We start from the raw sequence: 26,878 nt of genomic DNA, 5'->3' as shown, positions 1-26,878 counted from the left end.
GAAACGCACAAGCAAATGAAAAAATTAATCTTATTATTCACGATAGCCATTGGAGCATTTAAGCTCCAGGCGCAAGAGTTGCCGCTCAAGAAAGATCCGGTTTTTCAGGAAGGAGAAACCTTACAATATAAGTTGCGATACGGCTTTATTACGGCTGCAGAAGCAACCATCAAAGTAACCAATTCTGATTTAGTTTTTGATAATAGGCCAACTTACAAGCTTACTGTTGATGCGCAAACATCAGGAACCTTTGATGTTTTTTATAAGATCAGAGATCATTACGATTCGTACATTGATAAAAAGGATTTGTTGCCTTATTTTTATCAGGAAAATATAAGGGAGTCAAGTTATAAGCGACAGGATAAAGCTCGGTTCAATCAGGACGGGAAAAAGATAGTATCTAACAGGGGTACTTTTACTACTCCAACTACACAGACTTTTGATTTGGTTTCCGCATATTACTTCGCAAGAAGTCTGGATATTTCTAAGCTTAAAGTTGGCGATAGTTTCAAGCTGAACTATTTCCTGCAGGATGAAGTTTCTGCTTTAGAAATTGAATATGTGGGTAAAGAAACCATTAAAAGTAAACTAGGGAACATCCGTTGTTTAAAATTTAGTCCATCCATTAAACCAGGCCGGATATTTAAAAAAGATAGCCGGCTGTATTTGTGGGTTACCGACGATGGTAACAGGGTGCCTGTAAAAGCGCAGGTAGAAATTCTAGTTGGCGCCGTAACCATGGAATTAAAATCAGCCGCAGGCTTAAAATATGCTTTAGCAAAAGAATAATGATGATAGAAGTGGAACAAGTGCTGGTGCACGAAGACGTTTTAAAGGAAAACTTTGTTTGTAACCTCAGCAAATGCAAAGGGATCTGCTGTGTAGAAGGAGATTCGGGTGCTCCACTGGATCATGATGAAACTGCTGTTCTGGAAGAAATCTACCCAAAAATTAAACACTTGCTGAATGAAAAAGGTATTCAAGCCATTGAAGAGCAGGGCGTTTATGTAGTGGATGAAGATGGCGATTTAACTACGCCTTGTGTTGATAAAAACAAAGAATGTGCTTATGTGCTTTTTGAGGGCGGCATTACCAAATGTGCCATTGAAAAAGCTTACGAACAGGGAATCGTAGACTGGCAGAAACCTATCTCTTGCCATTTGTATCCTATCCGCATCACCAAGTATCCTGAATTTGATGTGCTTAATTATGACCGTTGGCACATTTGTCACGATGCCTGTACTTTCGGAAGAGAATTGAAAGTGCCGGTATACAGTTTTTTAAAAGGGCCACTGATCCGAAAGTATGGAGAAGATTGGTATAAAGAGCTGGAAAGTTCGGTAGCGGCGATGTAATTTATTTTTGAATGCTGAGCGATGATTTCATTTCAATCAGCCAGGGTTAAATTATGGTACTTGCGAATCTGCAGGGACTGATAGGTATGGCTAGACGAGTATTTTCATTGGATATTTTACCAAAAAATTAAATATATCAAAGAAGCAAAGCAGACGAGCCCACCTATCATGACAATCAAACAGCCTAGCCTTCTCATAAAATCTCGGGACGATTATTAGTTTTGCTAAACTAATTAATTATTTATCTTTTTCAAATAGCTAAACAGATTTCGTTTTTTATCGCTTCAAGATTAGCTCAAGTTTTTTGATACAATCCAATATGTTTTGTTAATAGAAATTTGTAACGCTGATCAGGTAGCTATATTTACAGTGAAGCAGTAGATCTTAACTCCTGATCTTAGTCTTTAAAAGCCAATAAGTTGTTTAATTGTAATAACTATCTTATTTTAGCCGACTGAAAATCATTTTATAACTGTGAAAAAAATTCTAATCACTGGTGGGGCAGGCTTTATTGGCTCTCACGTAGTCCGCCGCTTTGTAAACAATTATCCAAATCACGAAATCGTTAATCTTGATGCTTTAACTTACGCCGGTAACTTGGCTAATTTAACTGATATTGAGAACAAGCCCAATTACAAATTTGTAAAGGCTGATATTACTGATGCGGCTGCGATCATGGATTTGTTTAAAAATGAAAATTTCGATGCAGTGATTCACCTGGCGGCTGAAAGTCACGTTGATCGTTCCATTGCTGATCCTACTGCGTTTGTAATGACCAATGTGATTGGAACAGTTAACTTGCTAAATGCTGCCCGAGAATACTGGAAAGGTGATTATGATAAAAAACGTTTTTATCATGTAAGCACCGATGAGGTATATGGCGCTTTGGGTGAAGAAGGCATGTTTACCGAGACTACTGCTTACGATCCTCATAGTCCATATTCGGCTTCCAAAGCCAGTTCAGATCATTTTGTAAGGGCTTATCATGATACTTATGGAATGGATTGTGTAATCTCTAACTGCTCAAACAATTACGGTTCACACCATTTTCCTGAAAAACTGATTCCATTAGCCATTAATAATATCAAAAACAACAAACCTGTACCTGTTTATGGTAAAGGAGAAAATGTTCGCGATTGGTTATGGGTAGAAGATCACGCCCGTGCTATTGATGTGATTTTTCACAACTCGAAAACTGGTGACACTTACAATATCGGCGGTCATAATGAATGGAAAAACATTGATTTAATCAATTTGTTGTGCAATATTATGGATCAAAAATTAGGTCGTGAGGCTGGTGAATCGGCAAAACTGATTACTTATGTTACTGACCGTGCCGGCCACGATTTACGTTACGCCATTGATTCTTCTAAATTACAAAATCAACTCGATTGGGTGCCTAGTTTGCAATTTGAAGAAGGTTTAGCCAAAACGGTAGACTGGTATCTTCAAAATGAAGACTGGTTAAATAATGTTACTTCAGGCAATTACCAATCTTATTACGAATCACAGTACAATAATAAATAATGGAACTTGAACAGACAGGTTTAAAGGACTGTATCATTATCAAGCCGAGAGTTTTTGAAGATGCACGTGGATACTTTTTCGAAAGTTTCAATAAAGAAACCTTCGAGGAAAAAACAGGTTTGTCTGGCGATTTTGTTCAGGATAATCAGTCTCTTTCTTCTTACGGGGTAATCAGAGGCTTACATGCCCAAACAGGCGCATTTGCACAAGCGAAACTCGTGCGTGTAACTAAAGGAGAAGTTTTGGATGTTGCAGTTGATGCCCGACTAGGTTCGCCTACTTATGGACAACACGTAGCTGTAAGGTTAAGTGCAGAGAATAAACTGCAGTTGTACATTCCTAGGGGATTTGTACATGGTTTCTCTGTATTAAGTGAAACTGCAGAATTTTTGTATAAGTGTGATAATTATTTTAATAAAGCATCAGAAACGGGCGTGATTTACAATGATACCGATTTAAACATCGATTGGTTAATTCCCGCTGATCAGGCCTCGGTTTCTGATAAAGATCTGTTATTAAAACCTTTCGCTGATTTACAACATGGGTAAAATATTAATTATAGGTGCAGGCGGTCAGTTGGGGCAATGTCTGAAAACCGTTGCCGAACGAAGAGGGATTACTGATATTATTTTTCCAGCCGAGGCAGAGGCCAATATTTTGAACCAACCTGGATTAGAATCTTTGTTGCAAAAGGAGCAACCGGCTTTTGTAATTAACTGCGCTGCATACACAGCTGTAGATAAAGCGGAGGACGAGGTGGACTTGGCAAAGGCGGTAAATGAAACGGGTGCGGCAAATATAGCTTTGGCTTGTGCTTCCAATCAGGCCACTTTAATTCATGTCTCTACCGATTTTGTCTTTGAAGGAAATGTGGTGAAGCTATTGTCGGAAAACGACGAGGCAAACCCCATTAATGTATACGGACAAACCAAATTGGATGGTGAGAAAGCGGTGCTTGCTTTACTGAAAGAACATTTTATTCTTCGTACCAGCTGGTTGTATTCTGAATATGCCAATAATTTTGTGAAAACAATGCTGAAATTGGGTGCAGAAAGGGATGAACTTAATATCATAGCGGACCAGGTAGGTACACCAACTTACGCTATTGATTTAGCTAATGCTATTTTTGATATTATTGAATCTGGTTCTACACAATATGGTGTGTATCATTATAGCAACGAAGGCGTAACTTCATGGTTTGATTTCGCTAAAACCATCTTTGATATTAGTAATACATCGGTTAAAGCAAATCCTATCCCAGGTTCCGCTTATCCAACTAAGGCCATTCGCCCGGCATTTTCAGTGATGGATAAATCAAAAATTAAATCTACATTTAATATGGCTATTCCTTATTGGAGAGATAGTTTAGTAAAATGTATTGAAAAGCTAAAAGAAAATAATTAACGTCAAAGAGTGGATTAGTTTAGAGAAATCTAAAATCTAATGTCTAAAATCTAAAATCAAATGAAAGGTATAATCCTAGCTGGCGGCAGCGGAACACGCTTACACCCATTAACACTTGCTTGCAGTAAACAAATGATGCCGGTTTATGATAAGCCGATGATCTATTATCCGCTATCTACTTTAATGTTGGCTGGAATCAAAGAAATACTAATCATTTCTACGCCACATGACCTTCCAAATTTCGAAAAACTTTTGGGTGATGGAACTTCATTGGGATGCAAATTCAGTTACGCTGTTCAGGCAGAGCCAAATGGTTTGGCACAAGCCTTTGTCATTGGCGCTGATTTTATCGGCCAAGATAAGGTAGCCCTGGTTTTGGGTGATAATATTTTCCATGGTGATGGTATGGCCAAACTTTTACAAGCCAGCTCAGATCCGGATGGGGGAGTGGTATTTGCTTACCAGGTTGCAGATCCAGAACGTTATGGTGTGGTAGAATTTGACGAAAACAAAAAGGCTATTTCTATCGAAGAAAAACCTGTTGCGCCAAAATCTGATTATGCGGTGCCAGGACTTTATTTTTATGATAATGAAGTGGTAGAGATTGCTAAAAATATCAAACCTTCTCCACGTGGAGAATATGAAATTACCGATGTAAACCGTGTTTATTTGGAGCGAGGTAAGTTGAAGGTAGGGGTATTGAGTCGCGGTACCGCCTGGTTGGATACCGGAACTTTTGCCTCTTTGATGCAGGCTGGTGAATTTGTTCAAATTATTGAAGAACGCCAAGGCCTAAAAATTGGATGTATTGAAGAAATTGCTTATCGCATGGGCTTTATTACTGCTGAACAATTGAGAGCAATTGCCACGCCGCTAGTAAAAAGTGGTTATGGTAGTTATTTGTTGAAATTGGTTAAATAAAAGATAGTAAATAATTTTTTAAGGGTGCTGATTTTTCGGCGCCCTTTTAAGTTTAAGACCTCAATCAGTCGTCGTCTTTCCTAATCGTCATCTTGACAGTAGTGGAGAGATCTTTTTTTAAGGAAATTTTATCGGATATTTAAACCATATAGAAATATAGGCCATATAGAGTTTATTTTACACAATCATTCATCTTTCAACAATCAATCTGCTCACCAGATCGTCATCCTCAGCTTGACTGGGGATCTGTTGCGAAGGCATCTTTTTCACAATTTAATTTCCTTGCCAAGTCGTAATCTCCTCCAAAGCGATGGGGTCTTTCTGAAATCAAGGTATGAGCAAGGTTTAACCTCACCCCCCGCCCTCTCCTTAAAGAGAGGGAGCTCATGACGGCAATAGCATCCTGCCTAACTCAATAAATCGCCATTGATTGCCTGCCGCGATAATCCACTCATCTAGAGAAGCAGTCCTTTTGCTTTTAAACCATATAGAAATATAGGCCATATAGAGTTTATTTTACACAATCATTCATCTTTCAACAATCAATCTGCTCACCAGATCGTCATCCTCAGCTTGACTGGGGATCTGTTGCGAAGGCATCTTTTTCACAATTTAATTTCCTTGCCAAGTCGTAATCTCCTCCAAAGCGATGGGGTCTTTCTGAAATCAAGGTATGAGCAAGGTTTAACCTCACCCCCCCCGCCCACTCCTTTAAGAGATGGAGCCCATGACGGCAATAGCATCCTGCCTAACTCAATAAATTGTCATCGCTTGCCTGCCGCTGCAATCCACTCTTTTAGAGAAGTTGTCCTTTTGTTTTTAAACCATATAGGCCATATCGTTTGATTTGTTCGATTGTTGATCTTTATAAATAATTTTGTATCATAAATATCCTCGACCAGTCGTCCCTCCACCAATCGTCCTCTCGACCGTAGCGGAGAGATCTTTTTCAAGGAAATCTCATCGGATATTAAACCATATAGAACATATAGGCTTATGGAAATTGCTCTCACTATATGATCTATATCCCTATATGTTTATTTACTTTACGTTAATTTTGAACCATATAAAAATATAGGTCATATATGGTTGGTTTACACAATCAATCTGCTCACGAGATCGTCATCCTCAGCTTGACTGGAGATCTATTACTAAAGGGATCTTTTTCACCATATAGTCCCCTCGCCAAATCGTCCTCTCGACCGCAGTGGAGAGATCTTTCTAAGGAAATCTCTAAGGCAATTTCAATACGGACTATATTTTCGGCTAATTCTTGCTGTGTTTTATCCTCAAGTCCTTAGATTTTGATATGCATCACAGTGGTTAAATATTTGGAACACCTGTTAATTTATATATCTTTGGCGGCATCGCATTAATATGAATCATGATAAATCTATAGCCGTTATTGGACTGGGTTACGTCGGCCTGCCTTTAGCCATTGAATTTGCTAAAAAATATAAGGTTATTGGATTCGATACTAATTCCGATCGTGTTTCATCCTTGAAAAATCTGACAGATGCAACCAATGAAGCGAATCTGGTTGATCTAAAAAACGTTCTTGGGTTCGAAGGCAACTATGGTTTGCAATTAAGCGATGCATTAGATGATATTGAAGATTGCAATGTATTTATTGTCACCGTTCCAACCCCAATCGATCAGTTAAAACAGCCCAATCTTGAGCCACTGCTGTCTGCAAGTAAAATGATTTCTGGAATCTTGAAGAAAAATGATATTGTCATCTATGAATCAACGGTTTACCCTGGCTGCACAGAAGAAGACTGCGTTCCCGTGCTCGAGCAGTATGCAGGTTTAAAATACAATATTGATTTCTTTTGTGGTTATTCTCCGGAACGCATCAATCCAGGTGATAAAATTAATACACTCACTAAAATAAAAAAAGTTACTTCTGGTTCAACTCCTGAAATAGCGTTAGAGATAGATAAACTTTATGCTTCCATCATTACCGCTGGAACGCATTTAGCACCAAGCATCAAGGTGGCCGAGGCCTCCAAAGCGATTGAGAATGCACAACGTGATGTCAATATTTCATTTGTAAATGAGCTGGCCTTGATTTTCGATAAAATGAACATCGATACCTCAGATGTTCTTGCCGCAGCTGCTACCAAATGGAATTTTTTAACTTACAAACCTGGACTTGTAGGCGGTCACTGCATTGGCGTTGATCCTTACTACCTCGCACATAAATCTGAAGCGATGGGTTACAAACCAGAGGTTATCCTTTCTGGCAGACGAGTGAACGATAATATGGGGCTATTTGTAGCGAATAAGGTCATTAAACTGATTATCGCAAATAGTGGGATTGTAAATGGAGCAAAAGTCCTCATTTTAGGTTTTGCCTTTAAGGAAAACTGTCCGGATATCAGGAACACTAAAGTGATCGATATTTACAACGAACTCCAGGATTTTAAAATTGATGTTGATGTATGCGACCCCTGGGCAAACAAAGAAACGGTAAGGCTGGAATATGGAATTAATCTGATCGAAAAAGAAGATTTCAACCAATATCATGCCGTGATTATTGCAGTTGCTCACCAGCAGTTCTTAACAATCGACTACGCCAAAATGAAAAAAGATGGCGCAATCATTTTCGATACAAAATCTTTTATTGACCGCGAGTTGGTGGATGCGAGGCTGTAGATAAACTAATCGTCTTTTCAACGAAAGGGGAGATCTTTCTGGAATAAGGGTATGAGCGAGGTTCAACCTCACCGCCCGCCCTCTCCTTAAAGAGAGGGAACTCATGGCGGCGATAGCATCCTGCCTAATTCAATAGATCGCCATGCTGACCGTATCGGAGAGATCTATTGGCAGGAAAGTTCTTTTAATTCTCAAACTATATATTGACATAGGTCATATAGCTTGGTTTATCCAATTGCTGCTCTTTTTGAACAATCTTCTATCATAAACTCCAGTTCAATAAATCCCCTCGGCCAATCGTCATCTTGACAGCATTAGAAACAATCTTTTAAGTAGCTTATTTGCTTTTCGCCTCTTTGCTATCGAATGTTTTTTATCTTCCAGTACTTTATTTTTGTACCAATTCTGTTCCAATTAAGTATCTGAGGTCTTTCCTTCTAGAGAGAATCCAAGTTATCGTTTAGGAGTTTTATTTGATATTGGGATAAGATTTGAAACCTTCATTCACGAAGGAATATTAGTAATAGAATCGTTCAGTCTGTAGTTAGCTACTAAAAAAGACTACATCAATATTGACATTTTCGTTACCTATAAATATTTTCCGTATGTTTGCATGCTCAAAAATCTATGGAATAATTTATGAAGGTTGCCCTTATTACTGGCGTTACTGGACAAGATGGTGCTTACCTGGCAGAGTTTCTGCTCAAAAAAGGCTATTTTGTTCACGGTATTAAAAGACGTTCATCTTTATTTAACACTGATCGAATCGATCATCTCTATCAGGATCAGCACGAAAACAATGTTCATTTCAAGTTGCACTATGGCGATTTAACCGATTCAACCAATCTGATTCGGATTGTTAAGGAAACGCAGCCCGATGAGATTTATAACCTGGCGGCGATGAGCCATGTACAGGTGAGTTTCGAGATGCCAGAATATACGGCCAATGCCGACGGAATTGGTACTTTACGTTTGCTGGAAGCGGTTAGGATTTTAGGCTTAGAGAAAAAGACCAAAATCTATCAGGCCAGTACGTCCGAATTATACGGCTTGGTACAGGCGGTTCCTCAAAGTGAAACTACCCCATTTTATCCACGTTCTCCTTATGCAGTGGCAAAGATGTATGCCTATTGGATCACGGTCAATTACAGGGAAGCTTACAATATGTTTGCCTGCAATGGAATCCTGTTTAATCATGAGAGTCCGTTGCGTGGAGAAACATTTGTGACCAGGAAAATTACCAGGGCTGCTGCCAAGATTGCTTTAGGCTTGCAAAACTGCTTATACTTAGGCAACCTTTCTGCTCAACGCGATTGGGGCCATGCTAAAGATTATATCGAGGCAATGTGGCTGATTCTCCAACAAGAGCAAGCAGAAGATTTTGTAATTGCGACAGGGGTAACTACTACCGTTCGTGATTTCGTACGCATGAGTTTTGCCGAGCTTGGCATAGAAATTGAGTTCAGCGGCAAGGATGAAAATGAAAAAGGGGTGATTATCGGAGTAGACACAGAATTGGTAAGCCAGTTAGGCCTTGATCCCGCAAAATTGTTTTTAGGTACAACGGTGGTTAAAGTCGATCCAAAATATTTCAGGCCAACAGAAGTAGATCTTTTATTGGGCGATCCGACCAAATCAAAGACAAAATTAGGATGGCAACCGAAGTATGATTTGGAAGCACTAGTTAAGGATATGATGCAAGCCGATTTAGCCTTGATGAAAAAAGATGAACATTTAAAGCAAGCGGGCTATAATACCTTAAATTATTTTGAGTAGCCAACAAAGTCGACAAATAATATATCCAAACAAATAATAAAAAGAGGAAAGTAATTTCCGGATGAATGCCGATCAAATCGGATCAATATGAAACAAAGTATAAAATTATTAATTCTAGCCATCTCTTTCCTTACGTTTAGCATTAGTGCTTATGCACAAAATTATGCAAATGTAAAGGTAGATGAACTCTCTGATGCGCAAATCTTGCAAATGATTAAAAAAGCCGAATCTATCGGATATTCTGATGCCCAACTAGAGCAGTTAGCTGCGGCGCAAGGCATGAAATCCGATGAGGTACAGAAATTAAGGCTTCGAGTAGAGAAAGTGAAAAAGCAAGGCACTGCCTCTGCCGTACAAACCGATGCCAAGGCGGTTTCTACAGGTCGCGAAATGAGCGAATCAACAGGGGGTGGTGAGATCAGTAACGAAAAAAAAGAAACTGATGACGAAATAGCCCCGAAAATATTTGGCGCCGAATTGTTTCGCAACGGAACCATCACATTCGAACCCAATCTTCGCATAGCGACTCCGAAAAGTTACATTATTGGTCCTGATGATCGGCTATTAATCGATTTGAACGGTGACAATGAGGCCAATTACGATTTACCGGTGAGTCCTGATGGCGTTATTTCCCTTCAATATGTGGGCAGGATTGCGGTTGCTGGCTTAACCATTGAGCAAGCCACTTCTAAAATTCGTTCTGCACTGTCTTCTACCTATCCTTCTTTACGTTCAGGAAGAACAAGTGTAGCGGTAAATTTAGGTAATATTCGAAGTATTAAAATTATCATGACGGGTCAGGTGATAAAACCTGGCACCTATACCTTGTCATCATTATCTACAGTTTATAATGCGCTTTACGCCTCAGGTGGGCCGGCACAGAATGGTTCATTCCGGAATATTCAGTTGATTCGGAATAATAAGGTAGTTGCCACGATTGATGTATATGATTTTCTTTTGAGAGGAATACAGCAAGGCAATATCCGCTTACAGGATCAGGATGTAATTAATGTTCCAGTTTTTGATAAAAGAGTGGAGATTACGGGTGAGGTCAAACGGTCTGCCTTATTTGAGGTGGCCAAAAACGAAACATTAAAGGATGTGATCGATTTCGCGGGTGGTTTTACTACGCAGGCTTATACTGCTAAAATTAAAGCTTTCCAGAATACAGATCGAGACCGCAAAATCATAGATATATCTGCTGCTGAACTGAATGCCTATCTACCTAAAAATGGCGACAAATTTGTGGTGGAGGCGATCCTGGACCGTTTTGCTAACAGGGTGGAGATAATAGGTGCGGTATTCCGTCCGGGCGTTTACGAGCTGTCAAATGGGCTTACTTTGCGTGCTTTAATTAACAAAGCAGACGGTTTGAGAGAAGAAGCTTTTTTAAATAGGGGATATATTAACCGGTTGAATATTGACAATACACAGGCGCTGATCTCTTTCGATGTGGCTAAAATTATTGCTGGAACAGAAACCGATATCCCACTGCAAAGGGAGGATAAAATTACAATTTCTTCCATACTGGATCTAAGGGATGAATACAAAGTGACCATTCAGGGTGAAGTAAGAGCGCCAAGTACCTTTGAGTATGCAGATAGCATGACCTTAGAATCAGTGATTCAGTTGGCGGGTGGTTTTAAAGAGGGCGCAACACCGAATCGAATTGAAATTTCAAGAAGGGTAAGGAATAGTGACGCCACTGCACCTTCTGCAAGGACTGCGGAGTTGTTTATTGTGAATGTAGATCAGAATTTACGCTTGGTAGGTGAACCTTTTATGCTCAAACCTTTTGACATTATTACAATCAGGAATGCAGAAGGTTATACCGTACAAAAACAAGTGAAATTAGAGGGCGAGGTGGTATATCCGGGTACCTACACCATTATCAGAAAAGATGAGCGAATCTCGGAACTGATCAGGCGTGCCGGGGGCTTAACCTCTTCCGCTTATCCTGACGGTGCTTCACTCAAAAGACCAGGGGCGCAAAAAGTAAATCCAAATGATAAGAATGCCATCAATGACCGGGATGAAGAGGACAAGAAATTTCTAAACCTGAAAAGAGCGAGAGAATCAGGAGTACGCGATACCGTAGCTGCGGAGGTAGAGCAGAAATTAATTCAAAGTGATCTTGTAGGTATCAATTTAGTCAAAATATTAAAAGATTCGCTATCGAGGTTGGATTTGATTGTAGAAGATGGCGATATTATCCGGGTACCGAAAACCTTACAAACGGTTAAAGTAACTGGGGAAGTCTTAAATCCAAACAGCATTGTATATATGCCGGGAAAAAGTTTAAGACAGTATATCAACGGTGCTGGAGGCTATACTTCTAGTGCACGAAAATCTGGGGTATATGTTAAATATCCAAACGGTTCAGCAGCTGCAGTGGGTAAGTTTTTGTTTTTTAACAATAATCCTAAAATTAAACCAGGAGCTGAAGTATTGGTGCCAAAGCGTGCGGAGCGTGAGCGTATGACAGCGCAGAGTTGGATTGGGATAGGCACTGCCGTCGCCTCTCTAGGAGCCATAATTGTGAGTTTATTAAGATAGATAATTGTAAAACTTTCTCATGTATTGAGAGATAATAGGCCACCTACAAAATAGTCATCTGATTAATGATGCGTGTAATGCATATTTTATGCTAATCGCTTGAGTAAAAAAAATAACACAGAATACAAATGACCACATCTAGCCAGGATAATATTAATTTAGATAACAGCGAAATTACCCTTAAACAGGTTATCATGAAGTTTCGTGAATGGTATCGCTACTTGTTATCAAAATGGGTAATCATTTTAATCTTTATCTTAATCGGAGCCGGCCTGGGATTTCTTTATTCAATAATGAAGAAGCCAATTTACACGGCGACTACTACTTTCGTATTAGAGGATGAAAAAGGCGGTGGTGGCTTAGGCAATTTAGCTGGATTAGCATCCATGGCAGGAGTAGATCTTGGAAGTGGAGGTGGGGGTATTTTTCAAGGTGATAACATTCTTGGTCTATATAAATCGAGAACCATGTTGCAGGAAACCTTACTCACTTCCATAGAGGTTTCAGGGAAACAACAATTGCTAGTCGATCGCTACATTGAAATAAATGATTTAAGAAGCAAATGGGAAAAGACGCCAAAATTGATAGATGTTAGCTTTCAACTTAAAATTGATCAAAATGGTACATTGATTCCCAATAGATTGCGGGACAGTTTATTAGGATCGTTTATAAACGATTTAAATAAAAAATATCTTAATGTAACTAAGCCAGATAAAAAATTAAATATCATACAAGTTGATGTAAAGGCACCAGATGAGATTTTCGCTAAAGCATTTAATGATGCGTTAGTAAAAAATGTAAATGAATTCTTCATCAATACAAAAACTAAGAAGGCAATTCAAAATGTTAAAATATTGCAACATAAAACAGATTCTGTTAGAAATGTAATGAACGGGGCAATTTATTCCGCGGTTGCTGTTGCTGATGCGACGCCAAATTTAAATCCGACAAGACAAGTACAAAGGATTGCGCCCTCACAAAAAGCACAGTTTTCGGCTGAAACTAATAAATCTGTACTCGGGGCATTACTCCAAAACCTTGAGCTTTCCAAAATGGGCCTTTTGAAAGAAACGCCATTAATTCAAGTGATAGATCAACCGATTTATCCACTCAGTGTCTCGACATTTGGAAAGTTTAAGGGCCTAGTTATGGGAGGGTTTATATTCTTCGTGGTTATAATTTTAATTTTGATTTTCAGAAAATTTATTCGAGATATCACATCTGAGACTAGGGTTGAGGTATAGTCTCAGATATACTTCTTATCTCTCAAATTAGGATTACTTATTTGTTGTTACGTGACATAAATATTTGCTGAATAAATTGAAATAAATGTTATTAATGAAACATGATTAAATTGGCTATAATAGGAGCTAGTTACCTACAGCTGCCACTTGTTCACAAAGCGAAAGAAATGGGTATCGAAACGCATTGTTTTGCATGGAAAGATGGTGCAGTTTGTGCTGACTTTTCAGATTTTTTTTACCCTATTTCTATTTTAGATAAAGAAGGAATACTAGAAAAATGTCGCGAGATAGGGATTGATGGAATTACGACAATAGCTACCGATATGGCTGTCACAACAATCAGTTTTGTTGCAGAATCGCTTGGGTTGATATCAAACAGCTATAGATCGGCATTGATGTCTACTGACAAGTTAGCTATGAGGAAAGCCTTTAAAATGGGCGAATGCTCTATACCAAAATTTGTTGAAGTAACAGATGGGACTTATTGTATAGACGATTTTTCGTTTCCATTGATCATTAAACCTACTGATAGATCAGGAAGTAGGGGAGTTACAAAAGTAGATTTCGAAGAGCAATTAAGTTTAGCAATAAATTCAGCCATGGAGGAATCGTTTTCCAAAAAGGTAATAATAGAAGAATATATTGACGGTACTGAGGTGAGCGTGGAGACAGTCTCATGGCATGGAGAACACAAAATATTGGCTATAACTGACAAAGTTACAACTGGCGCACCACATTTTGTTGAATTGGCCCATCATCAGCCATCAAGTCTTTCCAATTCAGTCTTGGATCAAATACAAGAGGAAACTATAAAGTGCTTAAATGCTTTAGATATTAAGTTTGGTGCAAGCCATGCTGAATTTAAAATCACAAGCAAAGGCAAAGTTTTTGCAATTGAAGTAGGAGCTAGAATGGGTGGCGATTTTATAGGATCTACTCTTGTGCAGCTATCAACTGGCTATGACTATTTAAAATCCACAATTGATATAAGTTTAGGCAATTATCAATCTCCCAATATCCAATCAAAAGGATATGCTGGAGTATATTTTTTATCTGAAGAAACCAAATCGTTATTGCCTTTTTTTAGACAACTTAACGATTTTGATTACCAGAAGGAAATTCTCAACGAAGATTTAAAGTATATTAAAAATAGTAATGACCGATCAGGCTATCTGATTTATTATTCAGACAAGAAAGTAAACCTATTATGAAAACACTTGCAATAATAGGTGCAGGGCACTTAGGACAACAAATTGCCCATCTCGCCCTTAACGATAAGCACTATAGCAAAATTGTGTTTTTCGATGATATAATATTCGATGATGTAGTAAATGGTCACCCCGTTATTGGCAAAACAAGCGACTTAATTCATGCATTTTCATCTCAACTCTTCGATGAGCTTATTATTGGAATAGGGTATAAACATCTGCAGGTCAGAAAGTCTTTATTTGACAAATTCAAGGGGCTAATTCCCTTTGGAAAAATTGTACATTCGTCGTCATACCTTGATAGTACAACAATAGTTAAACCAGGATGTGTAATTTATCCAAGATGTATATTAGATGCTAATGTTACCATAGAATCTAATACAATTTTAAATCTTTCTACCACTATTTCACATGATAGTATTATTGGAGAAAACTGTTTCTTGTCTCCCAGAGTGGCTATAGCTGGTTTTGTTAATGTTGGAGACATGTGCATTTTGGGTATAAATTCTACTGTAATTGATAATTTGTCAATTACAAGTCAGACACAAATTGGTGGGGCTGGCCTAGTTATAAAAAATATCGAAAGAGCAGGGCTATATGTGGGTAACCCAGTAAGATTTATTAGAGAGAATATATAATATATTGTAAAATGATACCATTTAATAAGCCTTATTTAACAGGCAAAGAAACTCATTACATCTATGATGCTGTAAATTCGGGCAAGATCTCAGGTAATGGAAAATATACTCAAAAATGCCAAGCTTTTTTTGAAGAACAATATCATTTCAAAAAAGTGCTGCTCACAACATCTTGTACTGATGCACTTGAAATGGCAGCTATTTTGGCAAACATTAAAGAGGGTGATGAGGTAATTGTTCCTAGTTTTACTTTCGTTTCAACGGCAATTGCGTTTGTTCGTCAAGGCGCTAAAATTGTATTTGCTGATTCATATGCCAATAATCCAAATATTGATGCAGACAAAATTGAGGATTTAATTACTAGTCGTACGAAAGCAATAGTCCCGGTTCACTATGCAGGAGTGGCTTGCGATATGGATAAAATAATGGAGTTAGCAGAGAAGTATAATCTATTAGTAATTGAAGATGCTGCCCAAGCCATTGATAGCTTTTATATTAATAAATTAGGGGAGAAAAGAGCACTTGGTTCGATAGGCCACTTTGCAGCCTTCTCCTTTCATGAAACTAAAAATATAGTATCGGGCGAAGGAGGGATGCTGGCAATTAATGATGAAAGATTTATATCCAGAGCGGAAATTATTTGGGAAAAAGGAACCAATAGAGCAGAATTTTTTAGAGGCGAAGTTAATAAGTATGGATGGGTTGACACAGGTTCATCGTTCTTACCTTCGGAGATAATTGCCGCATTTCTCTGGGCGCAAATTGAGAATCTATCAATGATTCAGGAAAGAAGAGTAAGCTTGTGGAATTATTATTATGATGGTTTAAGCAAATTGAATATTCAAAAGTTTGCACTGCCTCAAGTCCCAGATTATGCTACTAAAAATGGACACATGTTTTATCTGACGTGTGTTAATGGAGAAACAAGGGATAAGTTAATCAGTTCGTTAAAGGACAATGGATTTCATGCAGTTTTTCATTATTTATCTCTGCACTCAAGTGAATATTATGCTCATAAACATGATGCCGGTAGGACCCTCCCAAATTCAGACAATTTTACGGAATGTCTGGTACGTTTGCCCCTATTTTATGAACTGAATTTTGAGGATCTGGATAAGATTTTTGATTGCTTAGCGCTAACATTTGAAGATGTTAAGGGATAAGATTAATTCCTTGCTCGGCGGCTTTAAAGGTAATGATCGTTCAAAAAAAATTCAGGTCAATGTTTTAGGGTCTATTATGCTTAAAGGGATTAGCATTTTACTAAGCTTGGTGATTGTGCCCCTGACTATCAACTATATTTCGCCTTATCAATACGGGGTTTGGATTACTATTTCTTCGATAATTGGCTGGCTCAGTTTTTTTGATATTGGTTTTGGAAATGGACTAAAGAATAAATTTGTTGAGGCAGTAACTCATGGAAAGCACAAATTAGCAAGAATTTATGTAAGTACCATTTATGCTGTTTTGGCAATTATTATCTCGATTATCTGGTTGTTAGCCATAGTTGGTTCTAACTTTATTGATTGGGCCAAGTTCTTAAATGTGAAAGGAATCCAAAATAAAGATTTCTTTTATGTTATGTTGATTGTGGTTACAACTTTCGCCTTTCAGTTCGTATTAGGCTTAATCAATACGATATTGTCAGCGATTCAAAAACCAGTAATCACATCATTAATAAATGTGATAAGTCAATTGATGGTGCTTATAGGGATATTTATCATGTCCAGATTCACAGCGGGTTCAATATTGAATTTGAGTTTGCTTACAGGTGTGGTTAATTCAGCAGTATTGATTGCGTTTTCCATTTATCTATACGTCACATCCTTGAAGACCTATGCTCCGAAGTTTGGACTTATAAATTTCAAGCACGCAAAAAGCTTAATGAATGTAGGGTTAAGCTTTTTTATTCTTCAAGTGATCTCCATCATCTATTATGAAACAAACAACATTATCATAACCAAGACATTAGATCCACTAAATGTTACTGTCTACAATCTGGCTTATAAATACTTGACAATAATTGGAATGTTTTTTAGTATTATACTGGCACCCTTTTGGAGCGCATTTATCGAAGCCCGGGTACTAAAAGATTTTAATTGGATGAAAGCTGAAACACGTAAACTGTATAAAGTTTTTTTGTTTTTTGTAATTGGGGCTATTATCCTTGTTATTGCCTCGCCATTTGTTTATTCGGTCTGGTTTGGTAATGCAGTATCAATACCGTTCATATTAACCGCATTAATGGGGATTTGGCAGATCATAAATATGTGGAATTCGCTTCATTCTACATTAATCTATGGTTTTGGCAAAATTAGGGTTCAGATGATTGCCTCTGTGACAGTTGGAATTTTGAACATTCCTTTAACTATTTTGCTTTGTCGATATTGGGGGTTAAGTGGAGTGGTATTTTCCCAAATACTTCTGGCGATTTTAATATCCTGGATAGGGCCCCTACAATTAAAAAAGTTATTTAATAACGATACAAATGGAATCTGGAATAGATAATAAAAAGAACATCTTGATCATAACTAGCTTCTTGTCCAATGATAATTCATCTAAAATGATTTTGGATGTTTCCAAAGCGCTTAAAAATGACTATCACATTGATGTTTTAACTAAATACCCATTTTCGTCGGAGTTGTTAAATGTGCAAGCAGCCTATAATAAGTTTGAAAAGATTACACACACTGCTTTAAATTATGCAAAGGCTAAGATTAAGAGCTTGCGACCTAAAACTAAAAGCAGTAACAATTTAAATAAGTTACCTTATTATTTTTTTGGTTTGAACGAAGAAAATCCTCCTGTCCCAACCTATAGAATTACAAGAAAAATAATAAAAGAATATGAATTTGTTATTGTGTTTTTTTGGCAAGGGTTAGTTACCTCGAAAACATTGGAAGAGATTTACAATAAAATAGGTAAGCCTCTCTTATTGGTTGCGGCAGACATGTTCCCTATGACAGGGGGGTGTAGTTACTTTTGGGATTGTGATAGGTTGCAATATGGATGTGGAATGTGTCCGGGCCTTACATCTAATAATCCGGTTGATAAAACGCATCATAACTTTTTATTCAAGCAAAGTATTTTTAAAAAAATCAATAGTGTATTCTTGGGTAATAGTTGGCAGACCAATCATGCAAAATTGTCCGGTCTTTTCAATAACTATGGTAAAATCTATCCAATAGTTGATGAAAATGTATTCAGACCACGTGACAAAGAATTACTTAAACATCAATACAATTTCACTGGAAAGATAGTTTTGTTCTTCGGTTCATTGGGCGTACATGATCCTCGAAAAGGTTTCAAGTATCTTATTGAATCACTTGATTTACTAATCAGGAACAGACCAGATTTGAGTTCTCAGATTATATTGGTTGTTGCTGGTAGTGGTAGCAAGGTGAGTGAGCTTGAAAAATTTGAAGTCGCTTACACTGGTCATCTGTCTTTTGATCAATTGGCAATTTATTATGCAATGGCTGATGTTTTTCTGAGTCCAAGTGTTCAGGATGCTGGACCCATGATGCTAAATCAAGCACTTATGTGTGGTACACCTGCGGTTGCATTTGATATTGGGACGGCATGTGACATTATCAGTAATGAGACAGGTTATCGAGCAAAATATCGAGATAGTAAGGATTTTTCGAATGGAATAATAAAACTGATAACAATGTCAAAGACCGAATCAATTGTGATGTCTCAAGTTTGCAGAACAGTTGCCTTAAATACATCGTCTTATTCAGCGTTTAGGAATGATATCTTAACGGGGTTTGAGCTTGTTAGATATAGCTGATTTCTATACGGGAAATGTAAAATTAAAGGAGTTTCATATTTGCCAATGTTGAAGATTGAATTTTTAAAAATTAAAATTATATAGAAATCTATTCGATAGTTAGTAATTTCGAAGCCACTAGGAATACATCTTAGCTAGCGAAATTTTGGAATTTATCCCAAACTCATATATCTTTATTATTTATGTCAGATTTTTTTTACCCAAATTATTAAGCTTTGAAAAATCTTCTTAGATCATTTATCTATTACTTTTCTTTTATTTATTCATTTAAAATGTATAGGAGCTTGAGTAAGTTTATGGTCTTTTTTTATTCTAGTTGGATTAAAAGAGAATTCAAATCTTTGGGGCATCAGCCGAGCATATCAAGGCCAATATATTTACATGGCGGAAATTACATTGTGGTCGGTAATAATTTCGATTGTGATAAAAGGCTAAGATTGGATGCGTACGACACCTTTTTAGGAAAGACGTATTCGCCATCCATTATTATTGGGGATAACGTGTCGATTCAGAAAGATTGTCATATCGGAGCGATAAACAAAATCACAATAGGAAATAATGTATTGATTGCAAGTAAGGTCTTTATTTCCGATCATTCTCATGGTGATATTTCTATGGAAGCCATAAAAAAGGTACCCTCCAAAAGAGACTTGTTTAGCAAAGGTGAAATTGTTATAGAAAACAATGTTTGGTTAGGACAAGGAGTCGTTGTACTGGCAGGTGTTACAATAGGAGAAAATAGTATTATCGGTGCAAATGCTGTAGTGACGCGTTCTATACCTAAGGATTGTGTTGCTGCAGGAATACCTGCCAAAGTAATTAAATATTTAAAAACATGATAACAAAAGCGAGAGTTATTGCAATATATTTACCTCAATATCACCCAATCCCAGAAAATGACTTGTGGTGGGGTAAAGGCTTTACCGAGTGGAGCAACGTTGCCAAAGCGAAGCCTTTATTTAAAGGGCACTACCAGCCACGGTTGCCCGCCGACCTAGGTTACTATGATCTTCGCGTTCCTGAAGCAAGAAAAGCGCAAGCTGATATGGCTAGAGAGTATGGCGTTGCAGGCTTTTGTTATTGGCATTATTGGTTTGGGGAAGGTAAACAGCTTATAGAACGGCCATTTAATGAGGTTCTTGAATCAGGGGAGCCAGATTTTCCATTTTGCCTTGCTTGGGCTAATGAAACCTGGAAAGGGTTTGTTCACGGCCTCAAAAATAGAAATATCCTGATAGAGCAAAAATATCCTGGCGTAGATGATTTTACGGCCCATTTTATGAAAGTGCTGCCTGCGTTTAAGGATAAAAGGTATATTGAAGTGGATGGAAAACCGCTATTTATGATCTATAAGCCCTTTGGGGATGAAAAGGTTACTCTTTTCATGGACACATGGCGTACGCTTGCTCTTGAACACGGTTTGAATGGAATACATTTTGTTGGTCATTGTAACGATCATAAATATAGCGCACAACAGATACTTGATTTAGGTTTTGATTCAGTTAATACCGTAAGATTAGATAATTATTTAGCTAATCATCGTTCATTAACTACGAAAATAGTGGGAAGGCTGAATAAGATTTTAAGGGGCGTACCTCTTGCTTATCCATATAAAATAATGTCTAAATATTTTATTGAGCCATCAATAGATAGTAATAAGGATGTTTTTCCAAGTATTATCCCTGGGTGGGATCATTCTGCCCGGAGCGGTAGGGAAGGGCTGGTAATGACAAACGTTACACCTGAACTTTTTGATAAGCATGTTAAAGATGTGTTAGAAGTAATTGAGCATAAAGAAGAGGAGAGAAAAATTATTTTTATTAAGTCATGGAATGAATGGGCTGAGGGAAACTATATGGAGCCTGATATAAAATGGGGTAAAGCATTTTTGGAAGTATTAAAGAAAAATATAATTCGCTAAAGATGTTATTATCCATAATCGTTGCTACAAAAGGACGCTCAACAGAGATAGCCGACTTATTAGAATCAATCAGATTTGAGAAGCCAGAACTAATTGAGATCATAATTGTAGATCAAAATGTGTCAGACGCACTAAGTATTGTCATTAAAAATTATAAAGGTGATTTAAAGATAAACCATATCAAAACGGAGGCAAGAGGCGCATCTAACGCCAGAAATGTTGGTATACTACATTCACAGGGGCAGTATCTATGTTTTCCTGATGATGACTGCAAGTTTATGGATAACACTATTGACATTGCGCTTGAAAAAGTTGAGCAGCATGATGTAGTTTTCGGTAAATGCGTTGATGAGTATGGAGAGGACAGTGTAATAGCTTTTGCTAAAGGAGAACATACACTCACTTTACAATTTCACGAGAATATGTTTGTTGAAGCAACCATGTTTGCAAAACGACAAATTATGTTAGATTATAAATATGATGAAACCTTGGGGGTAGGTACATTTCATGGTGCGGAAGAAGCATATGATCTAGTTTTGAGATTGTTGAATGATGGAAAAGATTTAGTATATTCTGATAAAATCATTTTCTATCATCCCAATAAAATCTTAAATCATTCATCAGAGTCAGAAGTGAGACGGGTTTTTAGCTACCGTTGTGGCTTTGCTAAGCTATGTTTTAAGCATAAGTTCTATCAAAAATATTTTAAAAGACTTTTTATGGTTGCATTGGCAATACCATATTTTTTCTTTATAAATAGAAGTAAAAGTAGATATTATCTATCCGAATTTTTGGGTTTACTTATGGGAATTGTAATTCGATAGATGAAAAACTTCGTAAAGAATAATGCCTTATATAGCATCTTTGTTATTTCGCAATTAGTTGTGTTTATTTTTGCTATGCAAAAAGATGAGATTATCGGTGATAATTACCATATACAAAATGCATTAATACTTCATTTTTTAGCAATAGTGTTGGTGTCTATTGGTTATTCATTTAGAAAGAAAATTTCATTGACAATCAAAAAAAAAGTTCGAAAGGAAAGCGATATAACCTATTTAAAGCAAGGATTTTTTATAGTGGGAAGCTTATTAACTATTATTGGCCTAATTACCTCAATTTTAACAGTAGGAAGCATAATTTCACCTCAGGAATATTTGATGCAGTTGGCGGCCCGCGATGATGCGGTTGCAGGTATTAGACAGGAAGCAGGAGACGGAGGACTTGGAGGAGTATTTAAGATGCTGAACTACTGCCCGCTTGGCGTTTATTTAATTACTTCGGCTTTTCTAAGTTTTTATAAATTTGATGAAATTACGTTGAAAAAGCTAAAGCGATTAAGCACTTTTGCTCTTCTATGTGCTGTCGTGAAAGTAGTGTTTTCATTAGATCGATTAACAATAATGGCGATTTTGATCGTACAGTTATATACAAATCTGCTTAAGCGCAAAGTCTCTCTTAAATTTATTATCGTCTTTGCAGGAATTTTGATGTTGGGTGGTTTTATCACTGCATCAAGGATGTCCGATTCAGGATTTGGCGATTTTTTGATTGTTTATTTTAAGCTAAGTTTAGTAAACTACCAGCTGGTACTTGATAGTCAAAATGAATTTTCATATGGGCTTCAAACCTTCCTATCACCCCTAGGATTTATCGGTAAATTTTTTGGTGTTGAGATAAGTTCAACTGAACCTAAAAATTGGGTTTGGAATCCTGCTCAATATTTCAACTCCTATCTTTATATGGATTTTGGCTACCTTTGTTTAATCTTTTATCCACTTTTTGGTTATTTTTTGCGCTGTGTGGAAATCTTGAGAAAGCAAGGTAATAGATTCTACACAGGGTTTTATTTTGTATTGCTATTTTGCATTGCAACATTTATTACTGTACCGTTTATTAGAGGAATGGAATTTTGGTTGTTGATAGTGGTTACTATAGCACTTTCCAAATTTATTAAAATAAAATCTGTTAAAGTATGAAAATTGTTATGGACAACATCGTTTTCACGCTACAAAAAGCTGGAGGCATATCCACATATTGGAGAGAACTATCTGTGAGGTTGTTAGCTAATAATTTCAAATTAAAATTTCTGGAGTTTGACAGTAATAATATCGTTCGAGAAACTCTTGATATACCAAATGAAAATATCATTCAAAGGGGTAAAATAAGATTAATTGATAGATTTAAAATAGTTTCTCTTTCAAATGAATCTGATAAATTTATCTTTCATTCTAGCTATAACACCTTTACGAACAACAAACAAGCGCTACAAGTTTGTACAGTACACGATTTTGTACACGAAAAATTTTATAGTGGAATTCGTCGCTTTCTTCACGCATATCAAAAAACGAAAGCAATTAACCAGGCAAATCATATCATAGCAATATCAAACAATACAAAGAAAGATTTGCTGGAATTACATCCCCATATTAATCCTTCAAAAATTACCGTAATTTATAACGGAGCATCCGATGAGTTTTTCCCCTTAGAAAAGGAAGCAAAAAATGTAGCTATTAAACCCTATTTATTATTTATTGGTTCTCGTGAACATTATAAAAATTTTAATTTTTGCATAGAGTTACTCGAAAAAGTAGATCAGTTTCAGTTAAAAATAGTGGGTGCTCCTTTAAATAGAAAAGAAATTGAACTTTTAGAGAAAAAAGTTCCTGGTCGATGGTCCCTGGAGGTTAATATAGACAATTCAGTACTCAATAGGATTTATAATAATGCATTTGCATTATTATATCCATCATCTTACGAAGGATTCGGTATTCCAATATTGGAAGCCATGCGCAGCGGTACTCCCTTTATTGCTTTAAATAAATCGGCTATCCCTGAAGTAGCAGGTGATGCCGGTATCTTGGTAGATCAACTAAACATTCAGGATTTTAAGGAAGCACTTGAAACGATTGAATTGACAAGAGAAGACATCATTACAAAAGGATTTATTCAGGCACGAAAATTTTCATGGGATCGATGTTATCAAGAAACACTGAAGGTTTATCAAGATTTATATAATTAATGAAAATTTCAATAATAACAGTCGTTTATAACAACGAACTTACAATTGAGGATGCTATAACCTCTGTTTTATCTCAAACATATGAAGACGTTGAGTATGTCATTATTGACGGAAAATCTTCAGATAATACAACTACTATCATAAATAAGTATGCTGAAAAGATAAGTGTTTTTATTTCTGAGCCAGATAAGGGCTTATATGATGCCATGAACAAGGGGATAAATGCGGCTAGCGGCGATATCATTGGCATCTTAAACTCTGATGATTTATACCAAGATGAACATGTTTTAAGTGACGTAATTTCCATGTTTAAGCGAGATACCGCATGTGATATTGTATATGGAGATTTAGTTTATGTCAAGCAGGATAATGTAAATCAAGTGGTAAGAAAATGGAAATCTAAACCATATTATCCTCGATTTTTTGAGCATGGTTACGTGCCCCCGCATCCAGCATTATTTCTGAAAAAGAATGTTTATAAGGAGGCGGGTTCATTTGATCTTAAATTTAAATTAGCTGCAGATTATGAATTCATGTTTCGCGTGATGAAAAAATTTAACTTTCGATCTATCTATTATCCCAGGCTAATGGTTAAAATGCGTTTAGGAGGGGCTACTAATAAAAATATCAGTAACATCATAAATGGCAACAAAGAGATTATGAAAGCGTGGCAACAAAATGGCTTTAATATCCCAATATTTTTAATGCCACTGAGAATGTTGAAAAGAATAGCTCAATTTTTTTGATAATGAGAATTATTATAACAGGTGCTCGAGGCTTTTTAGGCACACATATTAATTCCGAACTTTCTAATGATTATGAGATTATAACGATTTCAAGGAGCGGAGCTGATTTGAATGTTGACTTAGCAAAGGCAATCCCAGATTTACCACCAGCTGATTTGATTGTACATTGTGCAGGCAAGGCGCACTCTGTTCCTAAAACCGAATTAGAGAAACAAGCTTTCTTTGAGGTAAATCTCACTGGAACTGCCAATTTATTAAAAGGGTTAGAATTAGCTTCAAGCTTACCCAGATCTTTTGTTTTCATCAGTACTGTTGCTGTTTATGGCAAGGAAAGTGGAACGATGATCACTGAAAATCATCCTTTAAATGCTAGCGACCCTTACGGACAAAGTAAAATTCAGGCGGAAAAATTAATACAAGATTGGTGCAGTGAAAAACATGTAGTTTGCACCATATTGAGGTTGCCCCTTTTGGTTGGAAATAATCCACCAGGTAACTTAGGTGCGATGATTAAGGGTATTACAAAAGGTTATTATTTTAACATTGCTGGAGGTAGCGCAAAAAAAAGCATGGTGCTTGCAGAAGATGTTGCTAAAATTATTCCTGAAGTAGCAAAGATTGGAGGTATATTTAATCTTACAGATGGCTATCACCCCACATTTGCAGAATTATCATCTTCAATCGCTAAAAAGATTGGCAAGGCGGCCGGCATGAATCTCCCATTTTGGGCTGCAAATATTATGGCAAAGTTTGGAGATTTATTGGGCAATAAAGCGCCAATTAATTCGAGAAAAATGGGAAAAATAATATCAGATCTCACTTTCGATGATTCAAAAGCAAAAAAAGACTTAAATTGGAACCCCAAACCAGTGCTAACTGGATGGAATAATATAAATAGATGAAAATAGCATTAATAACAGGAATAACGGGGCAGGATGGTGCCTACCTTGCAGATTTATTATTAAAAAAAGGATATGAGGTTCACGGGGTTAAACGCCGTAGTTCATTATTCAATACAGACCGGATCGATCATTTATACCAGGATCCACATGAAAATAATGTGAAGTTTAAATTACATTATGGCGATTTAACTGATTCTACTAATCTGATTCGAATCGTGCAAGAAGTACAGCCAGATGAAATCTACAACTTAGGCGCCATGAGTCATGTGAAGGTTTCCTTCGATTCACCAGAATATGTGGCGAATGTGGATGGTATTGGTACCTTAAGGATATTGGAAGCCGTTAGAATTTTAGGTTTGGAAAAGAAAACGAGAATTTATCAGGCCTCTACTTCTGAATTGTATGGCGGAATGCCTGAAAATAAAAATGCGCAAGGTTTTTATGATGAAAATTCACCATTTTATCCACGTTCTCCATACGGAGTAGCTAAGATCTATGGCTTCTGGATTACTAAAAACTACCGCGAAGCTTACAATATGTTTGCCTGTAATGGTATTTTATTTAACCATGAAAGTCCGTTAAGAGGTGAAACCTTTGTTACGCGTAAAATTACCAGAGCTACTGCTAAAATTGCCTTAGGTTTGCAGGATAAATTATTCTTAGGTAATCTAGATGCGCTACGCGATTGGGGACATGCGAAAGATTATGTAGAGGCGATGTGGTTGATTTTACAACAAGATGTTCCTGAAGATTATGTGATTGCTACTGGTGTGACCACCTCAGTAAGGGATTTCGTAAAAATGTCTTTCCAGCAGGTTGGGGTAGAACTGGAGTTTAAAGGAACGGGTGTAGAAGAAAGAGCCTATGTGATTTCTTGTGCCAGTGCAGATTATCAACTTAAAATAGGTAAAGAAGTAGTGGCTGTTGACCCTGCTTACTTTAGGCCTACGGAGGTTGATTTATTGATTGGAGACCCAACCAAATCAAAAACTAAATTAGGTTGGAAACCTCAATATGATTTAGCAGGGCTGGTGGAAGACATGATGGCTGCTGATGTCACTCATTTCAAAAAAGAACTGATGCTAAAAGCAGCAGGCTATAGTGTTAAGAACCAATTTGAGTAAGAATTCTATAAAAGGAGGTTGCTTTCCCGAGAAATAGGAGCGTGCTGTCATTCTTCTCCGATGAATCGGAGCACGCTCTGGCA

General features: G+C 37.1%; 23 protein-coding genes. All 23 read left to right on the top strand.

Features of this window, described 5'->3' with window-relative positions; translation table 11 throughout:
- Positions 1–15: 15 nt before the first annotated feature.
- The 23 genes from ACZZZC_RS00455 (at position 16) to gmd (ACZZZC_RS00345) (ending at position 26,795) form a co-directional block, all read left to right on the top strand.
- Complete coding sequence (locus tag ACZZZC_RS00455; protein WP_056850842.1) at positions 16–789, top strand: DUF3108 domain-containing protein; 774 nt, start codon at positions 16–18, stop codon at positions 787–789.
- A gap of 2 nt (positions 790–791) precedes the next feature.
- Complete coding sequence (locus ACZZZC_RS00450; RefSeq protein ID WP_463486288.1) at positions 792–1,355, top strand: DUF3109 family protein; 564 nt, start codon at positions 792–794, stop codon at positions 1,353–1,355.
- 474 nt (positions 1,356–1,829) lie between these two features.
- A complete protein-coding gene (gene rfbB / locus ACZZZC_RS00445) occupies positions 1,830–2,882 on the top strand; it encodes a dTDP-glucose 4,6-dehydratase (RefSeq protein WP_463486352.1) in 1,053 nt (350 codons plus the stop codon).
- On the top strand, positions 2,882–3,430 hold the full coding sequence (gene rfbC, locus ACZZZC_RS00440) for a dTDP-4-dehydrorhamnose 3,5-epimerase (RefSeq protein ID WP_463486351.1): 549 nt from the start codon (positions 2,882–2,884) through the stop codon (positions 3,428–3,430). The genes rfbB and rfbC overlap by 1 nt, the downstream gene beginning before the upstream one ends.
- Positions 3,423–4,286: a dTDP-4-dehydrorhamnose reductase gene (rfbD, locus tag ACZZZC_RS00435; protein WP_463486350.1), complete on the top strand. Its 864-nt coding sequence runs from the start codon at positions 3,423–3,425 to the stop codon at positions 4,284–4,286. The genes rfbC and rfbD overlap by 8 nt, the downstream gene beginning before the upstream one ends.
- Positions 4,287–4,346: 60 nt before the next feature.
- Complete coding sequence (rfbA, locus tag ACZZZC_RS00430; RefSeq protein WP_463486349.1) at positions 4,347–5,207, top strand: glucose-1-phosphate thymidylyltransferase RfbA; 861 nt, start codon at positions 4,347–4,349, stop codon at positions 5,205–5,207.
- Between the two features lie 1,377 nt (positions 5,208–6,584).
- Entirely contained in the window at positions 6,585–7,865 is a 1,281-nt protein-coding gene (locus ACZZZC_RS00425; protein ID WP_463486348.1) for a nucleotide sugar dehydrogenase, read from the top strand.
- A 639-nt stretch (positions 7,866–8,504) separates the two neighbouring features.
- A complete protein-coding gene (gene gmd / locus ACZZZC_RS00420) occupies positions 8,505–9,641 on the top strand; it encodes a GDP-mannose 4,6-dehydratase (RefSeq protein ID WP_463486347.1) in 1,137 nt (378 codons plus the stop codon).
- An 87-nt stretch (positions 9,642–9,728) separates the two neighbouring features.
- Positions 9,729–12,197 (top strand): SLBB domain-containing protein, encoded by a 2,469-nt coding sequence (locus ACZZZC_RS00415; protein WP_463486346.1) that lies wholly within the window; start codon positions 9,729–9,731, stop codon positions 12,195–12,197.
- 128 nt (positions 12,198–12,325) lie between these two features.
- Positions 12,326–13,441 carry a Wzz/FepE/Etk N-terminal domain-containing protein gene (locus ACZZZC_RS00410; protein WP_463486345.1) on the top strand — a complete coding sequence of 372 codons (1,116 nt, stop codon included), beginning with the start codon at positions 12,326–12,328 and terminating at the stop codon, positions 13,439–13,441.
- A gap of 101 nt (positions 13,442–13,542) precedes the next feature.
- Positions 13,543–14,652 carry an ATP-grasp domain-containing protein gene (locus ACZZZC_RS00405; protein ID WP_463486344.1) on the top strand — a complete coding sequence of 370 codons (1,110 nt, stop codon included), beginning with the start codon at positions 13,543–13,545 and terminating at the stop codon, positions 14,650–14,652.
- Positions 14,649–15,287 carry an acetyltransferase gene (locus ACZZZC_RS00400; RefSeq protein ID WP_463486343.1) on the top strand — a complete coding sequence of 213 codons (639 nt, stop codon included), beginning with the start codon at positions 14,649–14,651 and terminating at the stop codon, positions 15,285–15,287. Before ACZZZC_RS00405 ends, ACZZZC_RS00400 begins: the two co-directional genes overlap by 4 nt.
- A gap of 11 nt (positions 15,288–15,298) precedes the next feature.
- On the top strand, positions 15,299–16,450 hold the full coding sequence (gene rffA, locus ACZZZC_RS00395) for a dTDP-4-amino-4,6-dideoxygalactose transaminase (protein ID WP_463486342.1): 1,152 nt from the start codon (positions 15,299–15,301) through the stop codon (positions 16,448–16,450).
- Positions 16,437–17,795, top strand: coding sequence for a lipopolysaccharide biosynthesis protein (locus ACZZZC_RS00390; RefSeq protein ID WP_463486341.1), 1,359 nt, complete (start codon positions 16,437–16,439; stop codon positions 17,793–17,795). The genes rffA and ACZZZC_RS00390 overlap by 14 nt, the downstream gene beginning before the upstream one ends.
- Complete coding sequence (locus tag ACZZZC_RS00385) at positions 17,776–19,080, top strand: glycosyltransferase (protein WP_463486340.1); 1,305 nt, start codon at positions 17,776–17,778, stop codon at positions 19,078–19,080. The genes ACZZZC_RS00390 and ACZZZC_RS00385 overlap by 20 nt, the downstream gene beginning before the upstream one ends.
- 284 nt (positions 19,081–19,364) lie before the next feature.
- Positions 19,365–19,919, top strand: coding sequence for an acyltransferase (locus ACZZZC_RS00380; protein WP_463486339.1), 555 nt, complete (start codon positions 19,365–19,367; stop codon positions 19,917–19,919).
- Entirely contained in the window at positions 19,916–21,001 is a 1,086-nt protein-coding gene (locus tag ACZZZC_RS00375) for a glycosyltransferase WbsX family protein (protein WP_463486338.1), read from the top strand. The genes ACZZZC_RS00380 and ACZZZC_RS00375 overlap by 4 nt, the downstream gene beginning before the upstream one ends.
- Positions 21,002–21,003: 2 nt before the next feature.
- Positions 21,004–21,825, top strand: a complete 822-nt coding sequence (locus tag ACZZZC_RS00370; protein ID WP_463484319.1) for a glycosyltransferase family 2 protein — start codon at positions 21,004–21,006, stop codon at positions 21,823–21,825.
- The gene (locus ACZZZC_RS00365) at positions 21,826–22,980 is read left to right on the top strand and encodes an oligosaccharide repeat unit polymerase (protein WP_463484318.1); all 1,155 of its coding nucleotides are present in this window, start codon (positions 21,826–21,828) and stop codon (positions 22,978–22,980) included.
- Positions 22,977–24,023 carry a glycosyltransferase family 4 protein gene (locus tag ACZZZC_RS00360; RefSeq protein ID WP_463484317.1) on the top strand — a complete coding sequence of 349 codons (1,047 nt, stop codon included), beginning with the start codon at positions 22,977–22,979 and terminating at the stop codon, positions 24,021–24,023. Before ACZZZC_RS00365 ends, ACZZZC_RS00360 begins: the two co-directional genes overlap by 4 nt.
- A complete protein-coding gene (locus ACZZZC_RS00355) occupies positions 24,023–24,769 on the top strand; it encodes a glycosyltransferase family 2 protein (protein ID WP_463484316.1) in 747 nt (248 codons plus the stop codon). Before ACZZZC_RS00360 ends, ACZZZC_RS00355 begins: the two co-directional genes overlap by 1 nt.
- A gap of 2 nt (positions 24,770–24,771) precedes the next feature.
- A complete protein-coding gene (locus tag ACZZZC_RS00350; RefSeq protein WP_463484315.1) occupies positions 24,772–25,671 on the top strand; it encodes an NAD-dependent epimerase/dehydratase family protein in 900 nt (299 codons plus the stop codon).
- Positions 25,668–26,795 (top strand): GDP-mannose 4,6-dehydratase, encoded by a 1,128-nt coding sequence (gene gmd, locus ACZZZC_RS00345; RefSeq protein WP_463484314.1) that lies wholly within the window; start codon positions 25,668–25,670, stop codon positions 26,793–26,795. The genes ACZZZC_RS00350 and gmd (ACZZZC_RS00345) overlap by 4 nt, the downstream gene beginning before the upstream one ends.
- Positions 26,796–26,878: the final 83 nt, after the last annotated feature.

This window comes from Pedobacter sp. AC212 (assembly GCF_979258625.1).
The sequence above is the reverse complement of the archived record's forward strand: the minus strand, read 5'-3'. Positions and strand labels throughout refer to the sequence as shown.

Bases quoted from the DNA above. Each gene is read 5' to 3' on its own strand.
- ACZZZC_RS00455 (WP_056850842.1), top strand. From the start codon at position 16: ATGAAAAAATTAATCTTATTATTCACGATAGCCATTGGAGCATTTAAG.
- ACZZZC_RS00450 (WP_463486288.1), top strand. From the start codon at position 792: ATGATAGAAGTGGAACAAGTGCTGGTGCACGAAGACGTTTTAAAGGAA.
- rfbC (WP_463486351.1), top strand. From the start codon at position 2,882: ATGGAACTTGAACAGACAGGTTTAAAGGACTGTATCATTATCAAGCCG.
- rfbD (WP_463486350.1), top strand. From the start codon at position 3,423: ATGGGTAAAATATTAATTATAGGTGCAGGCGGTCAGTTGGGGCAATGT.
- rfbA (WP_463486349.1), top strand. From the start codon at position 4,347: ATGAAAGGTATAATCCTAGCTGGCGGCAGCGGAACACGCTTACACCCA.
- ACZZZC_RS00425 (WP_463486348.1), top strand. From the start codon at position 6,585: ATGAATCATGATAAATCTATAGCCGTTATTGGACTGGGTTACGTCGGC.
- gmd (WP_463486347.1), top strand. From the start codon at position 8,505: ATGAAGGTTGCCCTTATTACTGGCGTTACTGGACAAGATGGTGCTTAC.
- ACZZZC_RS00415 (WP_463486346.1), top strand. From the start codon at position 9,729: ATGAAACAAAGTATAAAATTATTAATTCTAGCCATCTCTTTCCTTACG.
- ACZZZC_RS00410 (WP_463486345.1), top strand. From the start codon at position 12,326: ATGACCACATCTAGCCAGGATAATATTAATTTAGATAACAGCGAAATT.
- ACZZZC_RS00405 (WP_463486344.1), top strand. From the start codon at position 13,543: ATGATTAAATTGGCTATAATAGGAGCTAGTTACCTACAGCTGCCACTT.
- ACZZZC_RS00400 (WP_463486343.1), top strand. From the start codon at position 14,649: ATGAAAACACTTGCAATAATAGGTGCAGGGCACTTAGGACAACAAATT.
- rffA (WP_463486342.1), top strand. From the start codon at position 15,299: ATGATACCATTTAATAAGCCTTATTTAACAGGCAAAGAAACTCATTAC.
- ACZZZC_RS00390 (WP_463486341.1), top strand. From the start codon at position 16,437: ATGTTAAGGGATAAGATTAATTCCTTGCTCGGCGGCTTTAAAGGTAAT.
- ACZZZC_RS00385 (WP_463486340.1), top strand. From the start codon at position 17,776: ATGGAATCTGGAATAGATAATAAAAAGAACATCTTGATCATAACTAGC.
- ACZZZC_RS00375 (WP_463486338.1), top strand. From the start codon at position 19,916: ATGATAACAAAAGCGAGAGTTATTGCAATATATTTACCTCAATATCAC.
- ACZZZC_RS00370 (WP_463484319.1), top strand. From the start codon at position 21,004: ATGTTATTATCCATAATCGTTGCTACAAAAGGACGCTCAACAGAGATA.
- ACZZZC_RS00365 (WP_463484318.1), top strand. From the start codon at position 21,826: ATGAAAAACTTCGTAAAGAATAATGCCTTATATAGCATCTTTGTTATT.
- ACZZZC_RS00360 (WP_463484317.1), top strand. From the start codon at position 22,977: ATGAAAATTGTTATGGACAACATCGTTTTCACGCTACAAAAAGCTGGA.
- ACZZZC_RS00355 (WP_463484316.1), top strand. From the start codon at position 24,023: ATGAAAATTTCAATAATAACAGTCGTTTATAACAACGAACTTACAATT.
- ACZZZC_RS00350 (WP_463484315.1), top strand. From the start codon at position 24,772: ATGAGAATTATTATAACAGGTGCTCGAGGCTTTTTAGGCACACATATT.
- gmd (WP_463484314.1), top strand. From the start codon at position 25,668: ATGAAAATAGCATTAATAACAGGAATAACGGGGCAGGATGGTGCCTAC.